The organism is Limnospira platensis NIES-39 (assembly GCF_026000695.1).
Lineage (GTDB): Bacteria > Cyanobacteriota > Cyanobacteriia > Cyanobacteriales > Microcoleaceae > Limnospira > Limnospira platensis.
Map to the genome: position 1 here is coordinate 4,106,803 of NZ_AP026945.1, position 17,654 is coordinate 4,124,456.

Annotated in this window: 15 protein-coding genes; 5 read left to right on the forward strand and 10 right to left on the reverse strand. The window is 44.8% G+C overall.

The genetic code is table 11. From position 1 onward, the window contains the following. Positions 1–199: 199 nt before the first annotated feature. On the reverse strand, positions 200–2,260 hold the full coding sequence (locus tag N39L_RS20345; protein ID WP_014276195.1) for a thioredoxin domain-containing protein: 2,061 nt from the start codon (positions 2,258–2,260) through the stop codon (positions 200–202). 64 nt (positions 2,261–2,324) lie between these two features. Continuing rightward, complete coding sequence (gene sbcD / locus N39L_RS20350) at positions 2,325–3,554, reverse strand: exonuclease subunit SbcD (protein WP_006617248.1); 1,230 nt, start codon at positions 3,552–3,554, stop codon at positions 2,325–2,327. 148 nt (positions 3,555–3,702) lie between these two features. Here sbcD and moeB point away from each other — a divergent pair, with 148 nt between their 5' ends. After that, positions 3,703–4,875, forward strand: a complete 1,173-nt coding sequence (moeB, locus tag N39L_RS20355; RefSeq protein WP_006617247.1) for a molybdopterin-synthase adenylyltransferase MoeB — start codon at positions 3,703–3,705, stop codon at positions 4,873–4,875. 297 nt (positions 4,876–5,172) lie between these two features. On the opposite strand, the gene N39L_RS20360 is transcribed toward moeB, so the two are convergent. The 6 genes from N39L_RS20360 to N39L_RS33365 all read right to left on the reverse strand — a co-directional run bounded on the left by N39L_RS20360 (position 5,173) and on the right by N39L_RS33365 (position 11,492). Continuing rightward, positions 5,173–7,866 carry a PAS domain S-box protein gene (locus tag N39L_RS20360; RefSeq protein ID WP_014276196.1) on the reverse strand — a complete coding sequence of 898 codons (2,694 nt, stop codon included), beginning with the start codon at positions 7,864–7,866 and terminating at the stop codon, positions 5,173–5,175. Next, positions 7,817–8,956, reverse strand: a complete 1,140-nt coding sequence (locus N39L_RS20365) for a sensor histidine kinase (protein WP_014276197.1) — start codon at positions 8,954–8,956, stop codon at positions 7,817–7,819. Before N39L_RS20365 ends, N39L_RS20360 begins: the two co-directional genes overlap by 50 nt. A gap of 164 nt (positions 8,957–9,120) precedes the next feature. Continuing rightward, positions 9,121–9,972 carry a M48 family metallopeptidase gene (locus tag N39L_RS20370; protein ID WP_006616569.1) on the reverse strand — a complete coding sequence of 284 codons (852 nt, stop codon included), beginning with the start codon at positions 9,970–9,972 and terminating at the stop codon, positions 9,121–9,123. 195 nt (positions 9,973–10,167) lie between these two features. After that, the gene (locus tag N39L_RS20375) at positions 10,168–10,293 is read right to left on the reverse strand and encodes a hypothetical protein (RefSeq protein ID WP_286131395.1); all 126 of its coding nucleotides are present in this window, start codon (positions 10,291–10,293) and stop codon (positions 10,168–10,170) included. A gap of 9 nt (positions 10,294–10,302) precedes the next feature. Then, complete coding sequence (locus N39L_RS20380; RefSeq protein ID WP_006616568.1) at positions 10,303–11,154, reverse strand: EAL domain-containing protein; 852 nt, start codon at positions 11,152–11,154, stop codon at positions 10,303–10,305. A gap of 179 nt (positions 11,155–11,333) precedes the next feature. Next, entirely contained in the window at positions 11,334–11,492 is a 159-nt protein-coding gene (locus N39L_RS33365) for a QAALIT motif small membrane protein (protein ID WP_493572992.1), read from the reverse strand. Positions 11,493–13,033: 1,541 nt separating this feature from the next. Here N39L_RS33365 and N39L_RS20385 point away from each other — a divergent pair. From N39L_RS20385 to N39L_RS20400, 4 genes are read left to right on the forward strand one after another with little or no spacing between them, the layout of a single operon-like run. Next, positions 13,034–14,683, forward strand: a complete 1,650-nt coding sequence (locus tag N39L_RS20385; RefSeq protein ID WP_043468449.1) for a Ycf66 family protein — start codon at positions 13,034–13,036, stop codon at positions 14,681–14,683. Between the two features lie 42 nt (positions 14,684–14,725). Continuing rightward, on the forward strand, positions 14,726–15,082 hold the full coding sequence (locus tag N39L_RS20390; RefSeq protein WP_006616297.1) for a YkgJ family cysteine cluster protein: 357 nt from the start codon (positions 14,726–14,728) through the stop codon (positions 15,080–15,082). Positions 15,083–15,136: 54 nt separating this feature from the next. Continuing rightward, complete coding sequence (locus N39L_RS20395; protein ID WP_043468452.1) at positions 15,137–15,592, forward strand: TMEM165/GDT1 family protein; 456 nt, start codon at positions 15,137–15,139, stop codon at positions 15,590–15,592. 34 nt (positions 15,593–15,626) lie between these two features. Further along, complete coding sequence (locus N39L_RS20400) at positions 15,627–15,914, forward strand: TMEM165/GDT1 family protein (RefSeq protein WP_006616295.1); 288 nt, start codon at positions 15,627–15,629, stop codon at positions 15,912–15,914. Between the two features lie 31 nt (positions 15,915–15,945). Here N39L_RS20400 and N39L_RS20405 read toward each other — a convergent pair whose 3' ends face one another. Together N39L_RS20405 and N39L_RS20410 are read right to left on the reverse strand one after the other, a co-directional pair. After that, positions 15,946–17,355 carry a hypothetical protein gene (locus N39L_RS20405; RefSeq protein ID WP_014276200.1) on the reverse strand — a complete coding sequence of 470 codons (1,410 nt, stop codon included), beginning with the start codon at positions 17,353–17,355 and terminating at the stop codon, positions 15,946–15,948. Further along, positions 17,352–17,585 (reverse strand): hypothetical protein, encoded by a 234-nt coding sequence (locus N39L_RS20410; protein WP_006615947.1) that lies wholly within the window; start codon positions 17,583–17,585, stop codon positions 17,352–17,354. The genes N39L_RS20405 and N39L_RS20410 overlap by 4 nt, the downstream gene beginning before the upstream one ends. Positions 17,586–17,654: the final 69 nt, after the last annotated feature.

Genomic DNA, 17,654 nt, shown 5'->3' on the forward strand with positions numbered 1-17,654 from the left:
TAGCAGAACCCCTATAAACTCGTCAATGGTTTGAGAATAATTAGCAATAAATTCTTATTAATTCTTAATGTCGTTTTAAATAACAAAACTCTCTAGCCGTATATATTAGCAAAACTTAACTATTTGGGAAGGGTAGCGCCAACTCTTGGGTGAGGGTATATGTAGGCTTGGGAATTAATCCCAAGCCAATTTGGGGGTATTATGTACGAGTGAGACTGTCGTGCAATTGAGTTAGCATTTCCGCCTCATCTTGGGCGGGTTTTTTGCATTTGAGACCCTGACAAACGAGGGCGATCGCACCGGTAGGCAAATTTTGATCAAGTTTAAAAACAGCAGTAGGTAGATACTGCTTGTTTAACTTAGCAATTTGCTCATAATTAGTGCGAACCAAAGTATTATTACAATACCAATCAAAAGCCACAAACAGACTCGGACAGGCTTGTGGAGACTGGCGCATAATACTAGCAAAGGCTTCCAAAGCCTGCCCAGCGCGATCTAAATAGTTCAGGTCTTCTGTTAACAAAAATAGCCGCACCAAATTAGCGATCGCCACCCCATTCGCCGCCGGAGTAGCATTATCCATATAACTACGTTCACGAATTAGCAAAGTTTCAGCATCATCAAGGGCTGTATTAAAATAGCCCCCCAATTCCATACTCCAGAGATATTCGTCCAACTCACTCTGAACATTCACAGCATTTGTCAGCCAAAACTCTGCCAATTCCGGCTGTTGTAAACTAGCTTGATGTAGATCAATTAATGCTTTGACAAATAAAGCATAATCTTCCGCCTGTGATAAGACCGCCACCTGACCATCATAATTAACCCGGTGAAAACGGTCATCAACCCACTGATGTTTGAGGATAAATTTTGCCGCCGTAGTAGCCAATTCCAAATATTCAGAATTATCAAAAACCCGCGCCGCTTTCGCCAACCCAGAAATCATCAGAGCATTCCATGCTACAATCATCTTAGTATCAGTAACCGCCGGAATACGACCCGGCCAGTCCCTTTGTTTAGCCCCTTGATTATTCTCAGCCACCGGGAAAGTTTTAACCTCCTCTGGGGGCGCACCATAACGGACTGCAAACAGTTTAGCCAAAGCCGTTTCTATTAAGGGGTCTAACTCGTCACAATTCCAGCGCTGCAATACTGTTTTACCTTCAAAATTACCCGATTTTGTCACCGTAAATTGTGCTTGTAATTCCCCAAATTCTTCCGAAGTTAGGAAAGTTTCTAACTCTTGATTAGTCCACACATAAAACGCCCCTTCTTCCGGTTCTTTATCCTGAGAGGTGACAAAACTATCAGCATCTTGTGCCGCGTAAAAATAGCCCTGTGGCGCAGTCATTTCCCGTTTCAACCATTCCACCGTACCATTTATTGACCGTTGAAAAGCAGGTTGTTTCTCACCCTCAGACCATAGATCCGCCAAAAACTCAAGAATTTGACCGTTATCATAAAGCATTTTCTCGAAGTGAGGAACAGTCCAGGTCGGGTCAACCGTGTAACGATGAAAGCCTCCCGCCACATGGTCATAAATGCCTCCGGTCACTAAGTCTTTTCCTCGTTGCAAACAGGCAGCTTTACCATCTACTTTAGATGAGGAAATTAAGCGACTTCCCCGCCAAGCCATATCTGCATAAGGAATCATCGGAAACCGAGGACCGCCGTAGTTATTCCGACCAACTACTCCCGTGTTAGTTTCTAGTCCTTGTTTCAGTAAATCTTCGGTTAATTCCGAGGGTGGTAAAATCACAGACTGTCGCAGTTGGGTAAGAATTTCCTCCGTGACAGTTTCCAGTTTATTTTTGTCAGTATGGTAAAAGTTGTGAATGGCTTTCAATAAATCCAAAAAGCCAGGCCTTCCGTAGCGGGGTTCAATGGGAAAATAGGTGCCACCATAAAAGGGGATCCGATCGCCTGGGGTGAGAAATACATTTAGCGGCCAGCCCCCTTGACCAGTCATCATTTGTAGGGCTTGCATATAGATGCTATCAATTTCTGGACGTTCTTCGCGATCGACTTTGATGGGGATAAAATTAGCGTTCATATATTCAGCGATCGCCGCATCAGAAAACGCTTCCCCCTCCATAACTGTACACCAGTGACAACTTGAGTAGCCAATAGACAGAAATATGGGCTTATCTTCAGTTCGAGATTTTTCTAAGGCTTCATCGCACCAAGGCCACCAGTCAATGGGATTATCTGCGTGTTTACGGAGATAAAGGCTTGATGATTGGGCTAGACGATTGCTCATAATATTAGATAAGTTCTAGTGCTATTGACTATGTTGGGAATTAGTTTAAGTATAGCGTTTTAATTTACTCGGCGGTATTCTCAGCTAACAAACCCTTAGCCGCCTCGATCATATCCTGCTGTAAACCCTTTAAATGGTCGTGGCTATCCAAATAGGTTTTTAGGGCTTCTAAGGGGTCGATCGCACTTCCCGCCGCCAATTGAGGCAAACGAGGGCGGGCCAGTTGACTAATTAATTCCGGTTGGATAGTATAACTATGGGCGCTGCTGAGAGCTGCGTGCAGTTTCGGCATATCGATCGCATTTAATTGATCTGGTCGCAACTGATACAGTAGTCGCACCACAGCCTGATCAATGTTTTTCTTAGCGATCGCCCCCAGCAACGCCGCTAGGGGGTCATCTTGCTGGGAAATATCCACCCTAATTGTACAAAATGGGCGCACTGGTAAAGGGCAAAATTCCCAAGTCGTTTGATTTTTCGCCAAATTCACCAACACAAACCCCTTATCTTCTTTTTCCTCCGAAAAATCCACCCTTTCAATACTTCCTGGGTACACCACCGGAGGGTTATTAGTAGGATTAAGATTTTGATGTTTGTGAACATGACCCAAAGCCACATAATCAAACTGAGGACGAGTCAACAACCCCAAAGGAAGATTAAAACCTTTCCCCACCGCCAGAAACCTCTCAGCCCCGAAACTAGCGCGATCGACCATTAAATGTCCTAACAATACCGTGGGAATATCCGCATCAAGCCGTCGAATTTCGCCCTCTAAGGCTACCATTAGGCGATCGATGAGTAATTTATTAACCGCCTCCAAAGACAGCCCCTCAGTGTCCGGTCGAGTCAGTAGAGTTGAACGGGTCAACCAGGGGATAGTAATCACCTGAACTAAACCCTGGCGAGTTTGAATGCGATGGGTTTCTAAGCGATCGCCCACCACAAACCCCGGAACCCCCAGAGTCCGATAAATCCCCAAACTCGCCCCTCCCTGTCCTTGGGAATGTTGGTCATGATTCCCCACCAGTAACACCGTGGGAATTTCCGCATCTACCAGGCGGCGAAATTCCTGAGCGAAAGCCTGCTTAACAAATGGTGGCGGCGTAGAATCAGGGAAAGCATCCCCCCCAAACAAAACCAAATCCACAGGTTCTGCGATCGCCCGATCTATACATCGCCCCAAAGTTCTCGTAAAATCTTCCAGACGAGTATTTAAGCCAGTTTCCGGGTTGATCCGTCCTTGGGAAAAACCACTACCTAAATGGATATCCGAAAGATGCAGGACTTTAATCATCAAATTCTCGCCATAGGTATCAATAGCAGGTTACTGTTACCTAAGTAGTTTACCAAAGGTTGGGGTTGAAAGCCTTGTCGTTTTCCAGACACTTTGTGATATTGTAGGTTTCTGAGAACGGTTGCATATTCCCTTGCCAGACCTTGCCATGCTAAATCCGAATTTGGATGAAATCCAGTTACAGCCAGACGAATACGAACGCTATTCCCGTCACCTGATTTTACCAGAAGTCGGGTTAGACGGTCAAAAGCGTCTGAAAGCGGCCAGCGTCCTCTGCATTGGTACAGGTGGACTCGGTTCACCTCTGCTATTATACCTAACCGCAGCAGGGATTGGTCGCATTGGGATTGTCGATTTTGATATTGTAGACAATTCCAATCTCCAACGCCAAATCATTCACGGGACCTCCTGGGTGGGAAAACCTAAAATAGAATCTGCCAAAAATCGGATTCTCGAAATTAATCCTAACTGCCAGGTAGAGTTATACAATATTCGCCTCAGTTCCGAAAATGCCCTGGATATTATTAAATCCTATGATGTGGTGGTAGACGGAACCGATAATTTCCCCACCCGTTATCTGGTCAATGATGCTTGTGTTTTGTTAAATAAACCCAACGTCTACGGGTCTATCTTCCGATTTGAGGGTCAGGCTACCGTTTTCAACTATGAAGGCGGACCTAACTACCGCGACCTATATCCTGAACCCCCACCCCCTGGGATGGTTCCTTCCTGCGCCGAAGGTGGAGTTTTAGGGATTTTACCAGGCATGATTGGCGTTATTCAAGCCACTGAAACCATTAAAATCATTTTGGGACAGGGACGGACTCTTAGCGGTCGCTTACTCCTTTACAATTCCCTAGATATGAGTTTCCGGGAATTGAAATTACGGCCTAATCCTGAACGTCCGGTGATTGAAAAACTCATCGACTATGAACAATTCTGCGGCATTCCCCAAGCTAAACAGCAGGAAGCAGAAGAAGCCGGATCTCTGGCGGAAATGACGGTAACGGAATTAAAATCCCTGATTGACAGTGGTGCCGATGATTTTGTATTGATTGATGTTCGGAACCCTAATGAGTACGAAATCGCCAAAATTCCCGGTTCTGTTTTAATTCCTCTACCCGATATTGAACAGGGGAAAGGAGTTGAACAGGTTAAAGAAATGCTCAATGGTAATCGTCTAATTGCACATTGTAAAATGGGAGGGCGATCGGCTAAGGCTTTAGGCATTCTCAAGGAAGCTGGTATTGAGGGGATTAATGTTAAAGGCGGAATTACCGCCTGGAGTAAAGAGGTTGATCCTTCCGTTCCACAATACTAACCTATAGGGTGTAAAATGGTGCGTCAGTATGATTAACTGGTCTGACGCACCCTACTATTATTTAAATGGTGCGTCAGTATGATTAACTGGTCTGACGCACCCTACTATTCTTTAAATGGTGCGTCAGTATGATTAACTGGTCTGACGCACCCTACTATTCTTTAAATGGTGCGTCAGTGGGATGATTCTCTATTATTCATGATGATCAATCGGTCTGACGCACCCTACTATTCTTTAAATGGTGCGTCAGTGGGATGATTCTCTATTATTCATGATGATCAATCGGTCTGACGCACCCTACTGGGGTTTGGTTAAATCAATTAGAATATCATAGCGAAAATCATTAGCTAACTGGCTCAGATAATCAGCTAGGGGTTTATATTCACCAGGAATTTTAGCGATAGTGTCAGCAATTAACCGACCGTTTAGTTTAGTGGCAGCTTGATGTAATTCTTTTAGCCAAAATTCCGGCATTACAGAAAGATTTATTTCCGTTTTATCAACAGATGTGTTATAATTAGGATTGGCTGACTTTTGGGATTCGGAAATAGCGAGATTTTCGGCTAATTGCGATTTATTTTGTTCATAGATAAAACGGACTCCGAGATGTTTAACGATAGTTTGTAATAGCTGGTCTACCCGGAAAGGTTTGCGGACAAAATCATCACACCCAGCCGATAAAACAATGGATTTTTCTTGTTGGAGGGCGCTGGCGGTTAGGGCAATAATTACAGTAGCTTGACCCTTGAGGTGGCGTTTAATTAGCTGGGTAGCTTCATAGCCATCCATAACCGGCATTCGCATATCCATAAAAATGAGATGGGGTTCCCATTTCTCCCAAATAGCGATCGCCTCTTGACCATTTTCTGCCTCTCGGACATGGAAACCCAAGGGGTTCAATAATTTGACAACTAATTTGCGGTTAGTCCAGTTATCGTCAACCACCAAAATCCGATATTCCGGCTGATTTTCTGCTAAAGCGATCGCCCTCCCTGGGGATTTTTCCGAGTTTCTAGTCACCGCCTCAGCCATACTGACTTGAATATCAAACCGAAAAATTGTGCCTTTTCCTCTCTCGCTACTGACTTGAATTTCCCCACCCATTAAACCAATAAACTTTTGAGTTATCGACAGTCCCAAACCCGTCCCCTGCTGAGAATTACGACCAGTTTCTGTTTGCGAAAATGGTTCAAAAAGCAAATCCATTTCCGACGCATCAATACCCGGTCCGGTATCCTGAACCTCAAAGCATAGTTGCCCCAAATCATGGTTAAATTTACCCAATTTTACCCGCAAAATTACCCCACCTTGCAAAGTGAATTTAATAGCATTTCCCAGCAAATTAGTTAAGCATTGACGCAGTTTTTGTTCATCAGCATAAATATAAGTTGGGATATTATCATCAATGGCAAAATCTAGGGTTAATTTTTTCGAGGAGGCTGGCAATTCTAGCATTTCTCGCAGAGAATTAAGTAACGAGATTAAATTAAAATTAGTGGGATTTAGAGAAACTCTACCCGCCTCAATTTTCGACATCTCCAAAACATCATTAATCAACTCTAAAAGATGTTCACCACTGCGACCGATAATTTCTAAATGTTCTTTATGGTCAGATAGAGGAATATTAGGACTATGATATAATTCCCTTTCCATTAATTGAGTAAATCCCAGAATAGCATTAAGTGGTGTGCGTAATTCATGACTCATGCGGGCGAGAAATTCACTTTTAGCCCGACTAGCGGTTTCGGCGGCTTCCTTGGCTTGTTGAAGGGCTATTTCAGTTTGTTTGCGATCGCGAATATCTCGGACTACAGCGCAGCCATATTCCCGGTGATTATATTCTAAATAACTCAGGGTAATTTCCACAGCGATCGCCTGACCAGTTTTAGTATAATGACTTGATTCAAAAGTAAATGAACCTTGGTCTCGCAAATCATCCCAAGCAATTGACCAACCACCAGGAGAGGCGAGCGGGTCGATATCTTCCACTTCCATGGTCAGTAATTCTTCTTGAGAATATCCCAGAATTTTACAAGCAGCTTCATTCACATAAAAAAACCTGCCATTAATATCACTAAATAAGACATAATCCCTAGATTTATCAATCGAAAATTGAGTTAAACGCAGCTTTTCGTCAATTTCTTTACGTTCGGTAATATCTTCTAAAACTCCCAAAATTCCCAACACATTACCCTGAGAATCTAACATAGGAATTCTGCTAACATCTAGCCAAATTCGCCGCCCTCCCGGTCCCAGCTTTTGTTTAGGTGCTACTACATTCATTTCCGGGGTGCGAGACTCTAAAACCTGTCTATCTTTTTCTCGGTAAAACTCCGCAATATCAGCATCTGCAAATAAATCAAAATCCGTCTTTCCAACTACTGATTCTGAACCATCAAGTCCGGCGGCTTCCGCCCAATTTCGGTTACAACCTCGAAATACTAAATTAGTATCTTTCCAAAATACTTGTTGGGGGATATTATCCAGAAGTAGACGTAAATACTCCTCTTTTTCGCGAATTTCTTGCTCGGAACGTTTGCGTTCGGTAATGTCAATAATTTGAGCGATCGCACAGAGAGGATTTCCCATGACATCCAAACGCAGATAACAAGTAAGAATCCCATAAACCCAGTGTCCGTCTCGATGACGGTAGCGTTTTTCTAGGGTATATTTATCAATTTCTCTGTTGATTAATTGCCCAAATTTTTCCCGGCAAATATCCCCATCTTCCGGGTGAGTAATAGCATTAAAATTTAAGTTAATTAAATCCGCTTGGGAGTAGCCGACCCACCGACAAAAAGCTCTATTGACTGCCAAAAAATAGCCCTCAGTTGAGATTTCCGCAATCCCAATGGGGGCTAAATGAAATAAATCTCGCAGGCGATTTTCACTCTCAGCTAGGGCTGTTTCTAGCTGTTGTAATCGATGTGGTAATTTATGGTTATTCTGATTCATATCTCGGTAAAGTAAAGTAGAAACTGGTCCCCACATCCAGATCAGACTCTACCCAAATTTCCCCACGATGGCGATCAATAATTTTCCGACAAATGGCTAAACCGATACCATTTCCTGGGTATTCTTGATGGGTATGTAGTCGTTGGAAAATCTGAAAAATGCGCTGGGTTTTATCCGCCGGAATACCAATCCCATTATCATGGATACCAAATTGCCAATTTTGATTTTTTGGCATTACAGAAACCGTGATTTTTGGCGGTATACCAGGACGGTGATATTTAACTGCATTAGCAATCAAATTTTGAAATAGCTGTCCTAACTGAAGGCGATCGCCAAATACAATTGGCAGTTTCTCGGAGGTAATAGTCGCCCCACTTTCCTGAATCGCTAAACTTAAGTTACTCAAAGTTTCCCCTAAGACAATATTACAGTCAGTCGCCTCAAAAGCAGCTTGTTTCGTTCCCACCCGGCTATAGTGTAGCAGATTTTTAATTAATTCCTGTAGTCGCATTCCCTCATCTAAAATCGGAAGCACATACTCTTCTGCTTCTTCCTCCAGGTTAATTTGTGATTTCAGGGTCAGCATCAATTCCGCAAATCCCGTAATTGTCTGAAGCGGTTGTTGTAGGTCGTGGGAAACAATATAAGCAAATTGTTCAAGTTCTCGGTTAGAACGTTTGAGATCCTCATTCAACTGCTGTAGGCGCAAGTTTTGATTTTGTAATTGTTTCTGTAGTCTTCTAATCGTCAGTTGATGTTCAACTCGCGCCAACACTTCCTCAACTTGAAAGGGTTTAGTAATATAGTCAACTCCCCCCACCGCAAAGGCTTTCACCTTATCGATAACATCATCTAAAGCACTCAGAAAAATTACAGGTATATCAGCCGTTTTCTGTTGAGATTTTAAGGCTTCACAGACCTGATAACCGTCCATTTCCGGCATTTTGATATCTAGCAACACGAGATCCGGCGGTTGATTAGCAACTGCCATTAGTGCTAATTGTCCATTAATCGCACATTGTACATCATAATCGCGATCGCCAAGAGTTGCAGACAATACCCGCAAATTATCAGGTGTATCGTCAACTATTAAAATGCTACCCTTTTCCGGCTCTAAACTGTTCACAAAATCTGATGAATATAATAGGGAATTTTCCAGAAATCATCTGGTCAATGTTGCTGGTCAGTTGGGTACTGCCACAATAATACCACATATAACAATAAACTCTCCCCTATGGAAGGGAAGAGTTAAACCGGGAGCCAAATTCTCCCACCACTATCAACTTTTAACTAAGATAGCAGTTGTGTGACTACTTGTCTGTATCTTTGATCATTCATCCCTCCGCTTTGTCCTGCTAATTGTGGATCAATATGCCGTCTCATGGCTTCAATGCGATCGCGGGTAGCGGGGTGAGTGCTTAAAAATGTGGGAGGAGAACTGCTACTTAGAAGTTTTGCCATAAAGTCTAGAGCTGCTTCTTGAGCATATCCAGCCCTACCCAAATTAATGATTCCCAGTTCATCTGCTTCAAATTCTGCACTGCGACTATTCGGCCGTCTTAGGGCTAATTCTACCCCAATTTGTACCGCCCTATTAGTATCAAGTCCAGCCGCCGAAGCCACACCTTGAGCGATCGCCATTTCTCGCATTTGTTGAATAGAATGACGACCGACAATATGCCCAATTTCATGAGCAATTACACTAGCGAGTTGTGCTTCATTATCGGCGGCGTTAATTAAACCTGTGTGGATATAAACAAATCCCCCCATAGTCGCAAAAGCATTAATCCGAGAATCATCAACTACTTGGAAAGTATAGGGAATATTAGGGCGATCGCTAGTTTGTACCAGTCGCTGACCAATTTGGTTAACATACATAGCTAAATCGCGGTTACGATGCAAACGAAACTCGCGACCTACCATCTGATCATTGATCTGTTTACCAATATTGACTTCTTGGCGATCGGAAATAGTAGAAAGCTGGATAACTTGAATTCCTCTAAAAATCAACTCCGGGATAGAAATGGCTTGGGTAGCGGGGATAGAACTTAATAAAATCCCACATACCACCGTTACTGATAGCAGTGGATACAGCAAGCGACGGGTATTTTTTCGGAGTTGAGGCAGGTAATTTTTAAACATAATTAAACAGTTGTTAGGGTGGAAAAAAGCTAGGCTAGAACATTACGAGGAATCCCAAAGGCTGGAAGGGTATGGTTGCACTATTTAATAGTTCGGGCGATCGCCCACAATTCAGGAAAAAAATATGTGATCCTCCTTAATGTTAATGTTCCCATCTTTATCCTTGGCTTTCTCCCTGGTTTGGTGGTCAATCATCTAATTGACGCGCTTAGGTGCATAGCTACTGTTGAAGACAGCGATCGCCCCTACTACACAGGGTGTGATACCATAACTATATTCTACCCGTATTTGAGACTGACAATCACTGAAAAAAGTTGCCATTCCCAAAGTTCACCCCAAAAATTGGGCGGTTAGAGGGTGAGGTTGAGTCAGATAATATCCCTGAGCATAATCTATTTCCAGGTCTCGGAGGGTTTCAAAGGCTTGGGAAGTTTCTACCCCGTTGGCTATGGTCTGAATAGCTAAAGACTGCGCCACCAACTGAATTATTTGGACAATAGAGCGATCGCCTAAGTCCTGGACAATATCTTTCACCAAATCATCGGCTATTTTCAGATAGTCAACGCAGACATAGTTCAGATAGTCCAATGGGGAATGCTGACTACCGACTTGATCCACTGTAACATAATAGCCCTGGGTTTGCAGGTCAGCGATCGCATCGGCCGCCTTTTGAGGGTTAGCCAGAATAATTGATTCCGCAATTTCCCAGCAGAATAGATCCGGTGTCAGGTCTCGTTTAAGCATTTCTTGCTCTAATTTTTGCCACTGTCGGTCATTATATAGAGTCCGACTCGATACGTTAATAGCCCAACGATACTTTTCCCGATTTTCCGGGCTAGTTTCCGATAACAAATCTAATACTGTTTTAATCACCCAGCGGTCTATTTTTTCAGATAATCTTCTATAGCCTGGGGTTATTTTTGGTAAAAACCCGGAACTTGGAACCCCTTGACCTGTCTCATCAATAAGTCTGATTAAGATCTCACAGTATCCCTTTGACTCCCCGTTGTTTAGGGAGATAGCTTCTTGAGTATACAGACCCAACCGCTGTTCTGACCAAGCCTTTTTAAGCAGCTTAATCTGGTGGAGGCGATCGCCATAGTTATCAGCATCGCAACCAGGTAAACAAATAAATTTCGACTGACTACTTAAATCAGTTTTTAATGCCGCAGACCTTCTCATAAAACTTGACCCCCAACTTAGCTCAGACAGGTGAGCAGATATTATTCCCTATTTCTACGATAACTAGCCTAGGTAAAATAACGATGAAGATTTGATGAGATTTTTCTTAGGTTAGTTGTGGCGAGCCAAGTCTGACGGTCTGTGGAGACCCTGAAACATTACCGGAAACTCTACAGGTGTCAATCCAAATCTAGAAACTGAGATGTGAAAACTTCCACTGTCTCTGTATTGGGGGTGATACTCAATAACCCGAATCGGTGATCAAAAGTCCATTTCCACCCTAAATGTAGGTGTAGTGATAAGGTAATAAGTGCAGCTAGTATTAATTTTTCTAACATAGCCAATCGCTCCTTTATCAAATAAACATTAACCGCACCCTTTGTGAACCTAGGATCGATTATAAACAATTAGTCAGATGATGACCATGATTTGATGCAGTTATAACCATGATCTTCTGCACTCAATTGTTGTGATTTCAGTCACATTATCAAAATCACTAGATAGCTTCTGTATTTTTTATTACGCTTGACGCACCAGAGAGCCAATGGTAGGGTGCGTCAGAAGCAGCCACCCCATTAATCACCCGAAAATCGAAAACTGACGCACCAGAGAGCGAATATGGTAGGGTGCGTCAGAAGCAGCCACCCCATTCATCACCCGAAAATCGAAAACTGACGCACCAGAGAGCGAATATGGTAGGGTGCGTCAGAAGCGGCCACCCAATGAATCACCCGAAAATCGAAAACTGACGCACCAGAGAGCGAATATGGTAGGGTGCGTCAGAAGCGGCCACCCAATGAATCACCCGAAAATCGAAAACTGACGCACCAGAGAGCGAATATGGTAGGGTGCGTCAGAAGCAGCCACCCCATTAATCACCCGAAAATCGAAAACTGACGCACCAGAGAGCGAATATGGTAGGGTGCGTCAGAAGCGGCCACCCAATGAATCACCCGAAAATCGAAAACTGACGCACCAGAGAGCGAATATGGTAGGGTGCGTCAGAAGCAGCCACCCAATGAATCACCCGAAAATCGAAAACTGACGCACCAGAGAGCGAATATGGTAGGGTGCGTCAGAAGCAGCCCACCCAATGAATCACCCGAAAATCGAAAACTGACGCACCAGAGAGCGAATATGGTAGGGTGCGTCAGAAGCAGCCACCCAATGAATCACCCGAAAATCGAAAACTGACGCACCAGAGAGCGAATATGGTAGGGTGCGTCAGAAGCGGCCACCCCATTAATCACCCGAAAATCGAAAACTGACGCACCAGAGAGCGAATATGGTAGGGTGCGTCAGAAGCAGCCCACCCAATGAATCACCCGAAAATCGAAAACTGACGCACCAGAGAGCGAATATGGTAGGGTGCGTCAGAAGCAGCCACCCAATGAATCACCCGAAAATCGAAAACTGACGCACCAGAGAGCGAATATGGTAGGGTGCGTCAGAAGCAGCCACCCAATGAATCACCCGAAAATCGAAAACTGACGCACCAGAGAGCGAATATGGTAGGGTGCGTCAGAAGCAGCCACCCCATTAATCACCCGAAAATCGAAAACTGACGCACCAGAGAGCGAATATGGTAGGGTGCGTCAGAAGCGGCCACCCAATGAATCACCCGAAAATCGAAAACTGACGCACCAGAGAGCGAATATGGTAGGGTGCGTCAGAAGCGGCCACCCAATGAATCACCCGAAAATCGAAAACTGACGCACCAGAGAGCGAATATGGTAGGGTGCGTCAGAAGCGGCCACCCAATGAATCACCCGAAAATCGAAAACTGACGCACCAGGATAAGCCATTATTAATTATCGATTACTCAGTTAGGTCGCGCTGAGATGTACAATGTCGGCAGTAGAGATTTGTGGAGCTAAAGATGCTGGCATACATCCTAGCGATCGCAGTTGGCTTAGGGAGCTTTACCCTATACATGGCTGCTTTCTTCTTTCCAGAGGTTCATCGCAAAAGTGACTTTATCTGGAGTGGTGTGGGTTTATTCTATGCCCTAATTCTATGGGTGTGTGTGGCACGCTTCACCGGGGCAATTTTGTTGGGCCAAACTGCTAGTGTCGCCCTGTTGGGTTGGTTAGGTTGGCAGACCCTCTTATTGCGTCGGGAAGTGACACCAGCTCATTTACAAACCCCCCTCCCAACCCCTGTCAAACAGAAGGTCTCAGGCTTATTTAGCAGCCGTAGCGTTAAAAAATCTACCACCCCTAAACCATCATCTAAAAAGGCTAAAAAGGCTTCTGAACCCCCAACCCCCGCCGCCACTCCGGTTACACCAGAAGAAGTAAAACCCTTAACTGAACCTGTGGCGGAACCTGTGGCGGAACCTGTGGCGGAACCTGTGGCGGAACCTGTGGCGGAACCTGTGGCGGAACCTGTGGCGGAACCTGTAGCTACTACAGAAGAAGCAGAAGCGCCAGCAGAACCATCCCCTGTGGTGGCGGAGACTGAAGCGGTTGCGCCAGTAGTTGAACCAGAAACTATCACCGAGGAACCAGAATTAGCAGTTTCTGAGCTAGAAGTGGCCGAAGTTGCACCCGAACCCACCACAACAGCGGAAGCGGAAACCCCCACGGCTGAGGAAGTATCCGAGACAGTATCCGAGACAGTATCGGAGGAAGTATCGAAGGCGGAGGAAACCCCAACAGAGGAGGTGACAGAAACTCCAGAGGTAACCAAACCTGAGCCGGTAGAATCTGCTAAAGTGCCGGAAGATCAACCTAGTGAACCTAAGAAATCCAAAGGATTAGGTGGCTTGTTGGCTGGTTTAAAAGGCATATTTGGCGATCGCAAAAAGAAAGAACCCGCCAAAACTAAAGCCCCCGATACTTCTAAGGACAACCCGAAAGCTCCAGAAACACAAGGGGATGCTTCTGATTGGGATGACAATGATGAGAGTTGGGAAACCGACACTGATAATGCTTCTCCCTCTGAGGCGGAAAAAACTAACTCCCCCGATACACCAGAAGCTGGTCAAGTTTCAACCCCAGATATAGAATCTGATCATAGTGGTGCTACTGCTGACCCAGTGTCAACGGTGGAACCTATAGATGAGGAACCTACAGATGAGGAGCATCAAGATAGTAATGTCAAAGCTGATGCTACTAATGTTGAGACTGTCCCCAGCGTAGAACCTACAGATGGGGAGCATCAAGATGGTAATATCAAAGCTGAGGCGGAACCTACGGCGACAGATACACCAGAAACCGAGGCTGAAACTGTCGTTTCTCCAGTAGCGGACTCTGAGGAGGTCAGAACAGATTCTGCTGAAAAGTCTCCCTCAGAGACAATCATAGGGACTCCAGAACCTGAAGCCTCAGACAGTCCTGAAACCTCAGAGAGTTTAGAATCTGAGAAGTCGTCAACAGAGACAGAGGAGGAAAAGGGGACTCAATCTGAATCTGATTCTGATTCTGGTGTTGCGGAAGACGAGGACGACGAAGACGACGACGAAGACGAGGACGACAAAACACCCCGCGCCTTGAAACGTCCCAGAAAGCCTAAACGCAAGAGATAATCAAGGTAAAATATAGATCCAATTGATTATTTGGGAGAAAAAGTGGCAACCTGGCTTTGTGTTAAAGAGTGTGGCGCTTGCTGTCATCTTGACCCGACAGAACGCCCGGAATTAGACGAATATCTGGGGGCTGAGGAACTACAATTGTATCTCAGCTTGGTGGGTTCTGATGGTTGGTGCATTCATTTTAATCATGATACCCGCGAATGTAGTATCTACAGCGATCGCCCTCGGTTTTGTCGAGTCCAAGCTGATGTCTTTGAAGACCTCTATGGTATTGAACCAGACCAGTTAAATGATTTTGCGATTGATTGCTGTCAGCAACAGATTATCGGGGTTTATGGGGAGGACTCCCCAGAAATGGAGCGGTTTAACCAGGCTGTGGGTTGGGGTGAGTAGCCTTGCATCTTCGAGCAGATTAGGTTAAATTGGATTTCATAATTGTTTCATAAAATGTCAGTGACACTAATTTCCGATCCTGTGGATTCTTCCCCAAATCAGTCTAATAGCCTTCCTGTGAGTCCTAACTGTCAGGAACAACCGTTAAATGAAACTACCATCATTGACCCCGATCGCCTCCAGGTTGACTCTTCCACACAACCAGATATGGTTTCTGGTGCTGCGGGAACTATCAAAATTTGGGCGATTTTTACTTCGACATTTTTCACCATATTTCTGGCGGAAATGGGGGATAAAACCCAGATTACTACTTTATTAATTACGGCGGAATCTCATAATCCTTGGGTGGTGTTTTTGGGAGCGGGAAGCGCTTTGATTACTACCAGTTTATTGGGGGTTTTGCTAGGTCAATGGTTGGCGCGTCATATTCAACCCCAAACCTTAGAACGGGCGGCGGGCTTGACTTTGTTATTGATTTCTGCTATCATATTCTGGGAGGTTTTGCATTAGTTGATGGGCTGGTAAAATTAAGTATTAAATATCAATGGATTTACAACTGTTAGGACTGAGTTTTATTACGGTCTTTTTATCGGAGTTGGGAGATAAAAGCCAAGTAGCAGCGATCGCCCTAAGTGGTACGACGAAATCCCCGAAAGCCATCTTTTTTGGGACAGCATCAGCCCTCGTCTTGGCTAGTCTGATCGGGGTGTTGGTAGGTCAGGGTGTGGCGGAAATTTTACCGACTCAATGGGTGAAAATGGCGGCGGCGATGGGATTTGCAATTATGGGAACTCGCCTATTATGGAATAGTAGCAAACCCACGGAAGATTAACCTACTTTAACCCCTCATGGGGGGTTACATTTCATTTCACCCTTTTAATCAATTTCTCGGCGACCCACCACGCACCAACTGCACAAATAATACTCGCCACCAATGCTATAATGAAGGGATGCCTATACGGTAGCGAAAAGCGATCGCTATCAGGACGCTCCCAAGGTTCAGTCACTAACCCGGAAGTTGAAGCGACGATCGCACCCGCCGCAATTCCCACACCCACGGCTTGGATATGGTTTTGTAAGTCCTGGTTAGCGTCTTGTTGCTGTTGGTAATATTTCGCGTCGGCTTCTTGGCGTTGGCGATCGCACTGGGCTTGGTCAATTTCCACAATGGCGCGAATAGAGGCGATCGCCTGACTAATTAACCCCGTCCCCTGTTCAAAATAACTTAAATTGGCGGCAATTTGTCCCCGGAAGTACGGCCCCGTTTCTTCTCCGAAATACCGCCACAATGATAGTTCTTCCTTATCGATTCCTAGTTTAGCACAAATCTGCTCAATTGTGTCATTGTAATTGTTAAGATTTATGTGAATTGTTGTGCCCAAATCCTTCATTTTCCGCAGGAGGCGATCGTAAATCAGAGAATCAGCGGATAGTTGTTTTAACTGAGTTTTGAAATCCTGGAGATAGGTATTATCTTGGGGGTCAGGTTTGGCGCTATCAATTTGGGCTTGAATTTGGTCTAAGGTGGGGTCTAGGCTGAGATAATATTGTTTGAGTTGCTGGTAAATCTCCCGGCTATCTTGAAAAGCCTTGCTGACTTTATGGCGATAGAAAAACAGGTCAAAGATGGAAGAAAAGCATTGGTTTTTTTGCAGGGTTTGGTCGGCGAGTTCATCTCGGAATAGCCAGATGAGAACATGGGGGTATTTATCGGGTTCGCGGGGATTCCCATATTCAAAAATCGGACTCCCAAATAATTCCCGACTGCGAGAGGGGTCAGCCTTTTGATTGAATAAAGCCTGATAGCATTGATTGGCTAATTTGGTTAATTCCGAACCTTGCAAATCTTGATTTTCTGGGGTTAAATTTAGGGTTAATAGCAGAGTTTGTCCGAGAAAATATGGGCTTGGGGGAAAGGGTAAAATCTGGTTGGGGTTCAACTGTTCCAGAATGGGAATTTCCACAAGGTTGGTGGTGTCGCTATCATCATAGCCAATATTCAGAAATACCCCATAACTGTCTTCTTGAAGTTGTACAGGTTGGATAAAGCCTTCGATATCGTTGGAGTCGGTGAGGGTGAAGGAAATCTGCTTGTCGGGTGGGGGGAGGAGGATGCGATTTTCGCCCTCGTGAAGATGGGGTATCAGTCGGGTTTCGGTGAGGTGGGAGAGAAGGCGATCGCAATTTAACCACAGGGGGTGAGTCTCTCCCTCGGTGTCATCTTCCCGGAGATGGTAAGCGCATAAATAGAGATTGGGGGCGAAAATGTTCATTGTAATGGGTTATAATCTATGGGAGTGGCTTGTCCGGCGGCGCGTTGTTGTTTGGCTTGACGTGCGGCGGCGACTAAGGCAGATTGAGTCCGATTAAACGCCGTATTCCACCGTTGTTCATCTTGCAAATCGGCGATATAGTCCCGTAAATGTGCAATCACTTGGTTTTGAACCGTATCGGGTAAAGATTCAACCAGAGTCACTAATTCTTGAATCGCTGGGGATGACATGGGTTAAGCTCCTAAGTTTGTATTTTGTAGGTTGGGTGGAATGAAATGTAACCCAACATTTTAGCCGGA

Excerpts from the sequence above, each read along its gene's own strand:
- N39L_RS20345 (WP_014276195.1), bottom strand. The coding sequence starts at position 2,260 with ATGAGCAATCGTCTAGCCCAATCATCAAGCCTTTATCTCCGTAAACAC.
- sbcD (WP_006617248.1), bottom strand. The coding sequence starts at position 3,554 with ATGATTAAAGTCCTGCATCTTTCGGATATCCATTTAGGTAGTGGTTTT.
- moeB (WP_006617247.1), top strand. The coding sequence starts at position 3,703 with ATGCTAAATCCGAATTTGGATGAAATCCAGTTACAGCCAGACGAATAC.
- N39L_RS20360 (WP_014276196.1), bottom strand. The coding sequence starts at position 7,866 with ATGTGGGGACCAGTTTCTACTTTACTTTACCGAGATATGAATCAGAAT.
- N39L_RS20370 (WP_006616569.1), bottom strand. The coding sequence starts at position 9,972 with ATGTTTAAAAATTACCTGCCTCAACTCCGAAAAAATACCCGTCGCTTG.
- N39L_RS20375 (WP_286131395.1), bottom strand. The coding sequence starts at position 10,293 with ATGGCAACTTTTTTCAGTGATTGTCAGTCTCAAATACGGGTAGAATAT.
- N39L_RS20380 (WP_006616568.1), bottom strand. The coding sequence starts at position 11,154 with ATGAGAAGGTCTGCGGCATTAAAAACTGATTTAAGTAGTCAGTCGAAA.
- N39L_RS33365 (WP_493572992.1), bottom strand. The coding sequence starts at position 11,492 with ATGTTAGAAAAATTAATACTAGCTGCACTTATTACCTTATCACTACAC.
- N39L_RS20385 (WP_043468449.1), top strand. The coding sequence starts at position 13,034 with ATGCTGGCATACATCCTAGCGATCGCAGTTGGCTTAGGGAGCTTTACC.
- N39L_RS20395 (WP_043468452.1), top strand. The coding sequence starts at position 15,137 with ATGTCAGTGACACTAATTTCCGATCCTGTGGATTCTTCCCCAAATCAG.
- N39L_RS20400 (WP_006616295.1), top strand. The coding sequence starts at position 15,627 with ATGGATTTACAACTGTTAGGACTGAGTTTTATTACGGTCTTTTTATCG.
- N39L_RS20405 (WP_014276200.1), bottom strand. The coding sequence starts at position 17,355 with ATGAACATTTTCGCCCCCAATCTCTATTTATGCGCTTACCATCTCCGG.
- N39L_RS20410 (WP_006615947.1), bottom strand. The coding sequence starts at position 17,585 with ATGTCATCCCCAGCGATTCAAGAATTAGTGACTCTGGTTGAATCTTTA.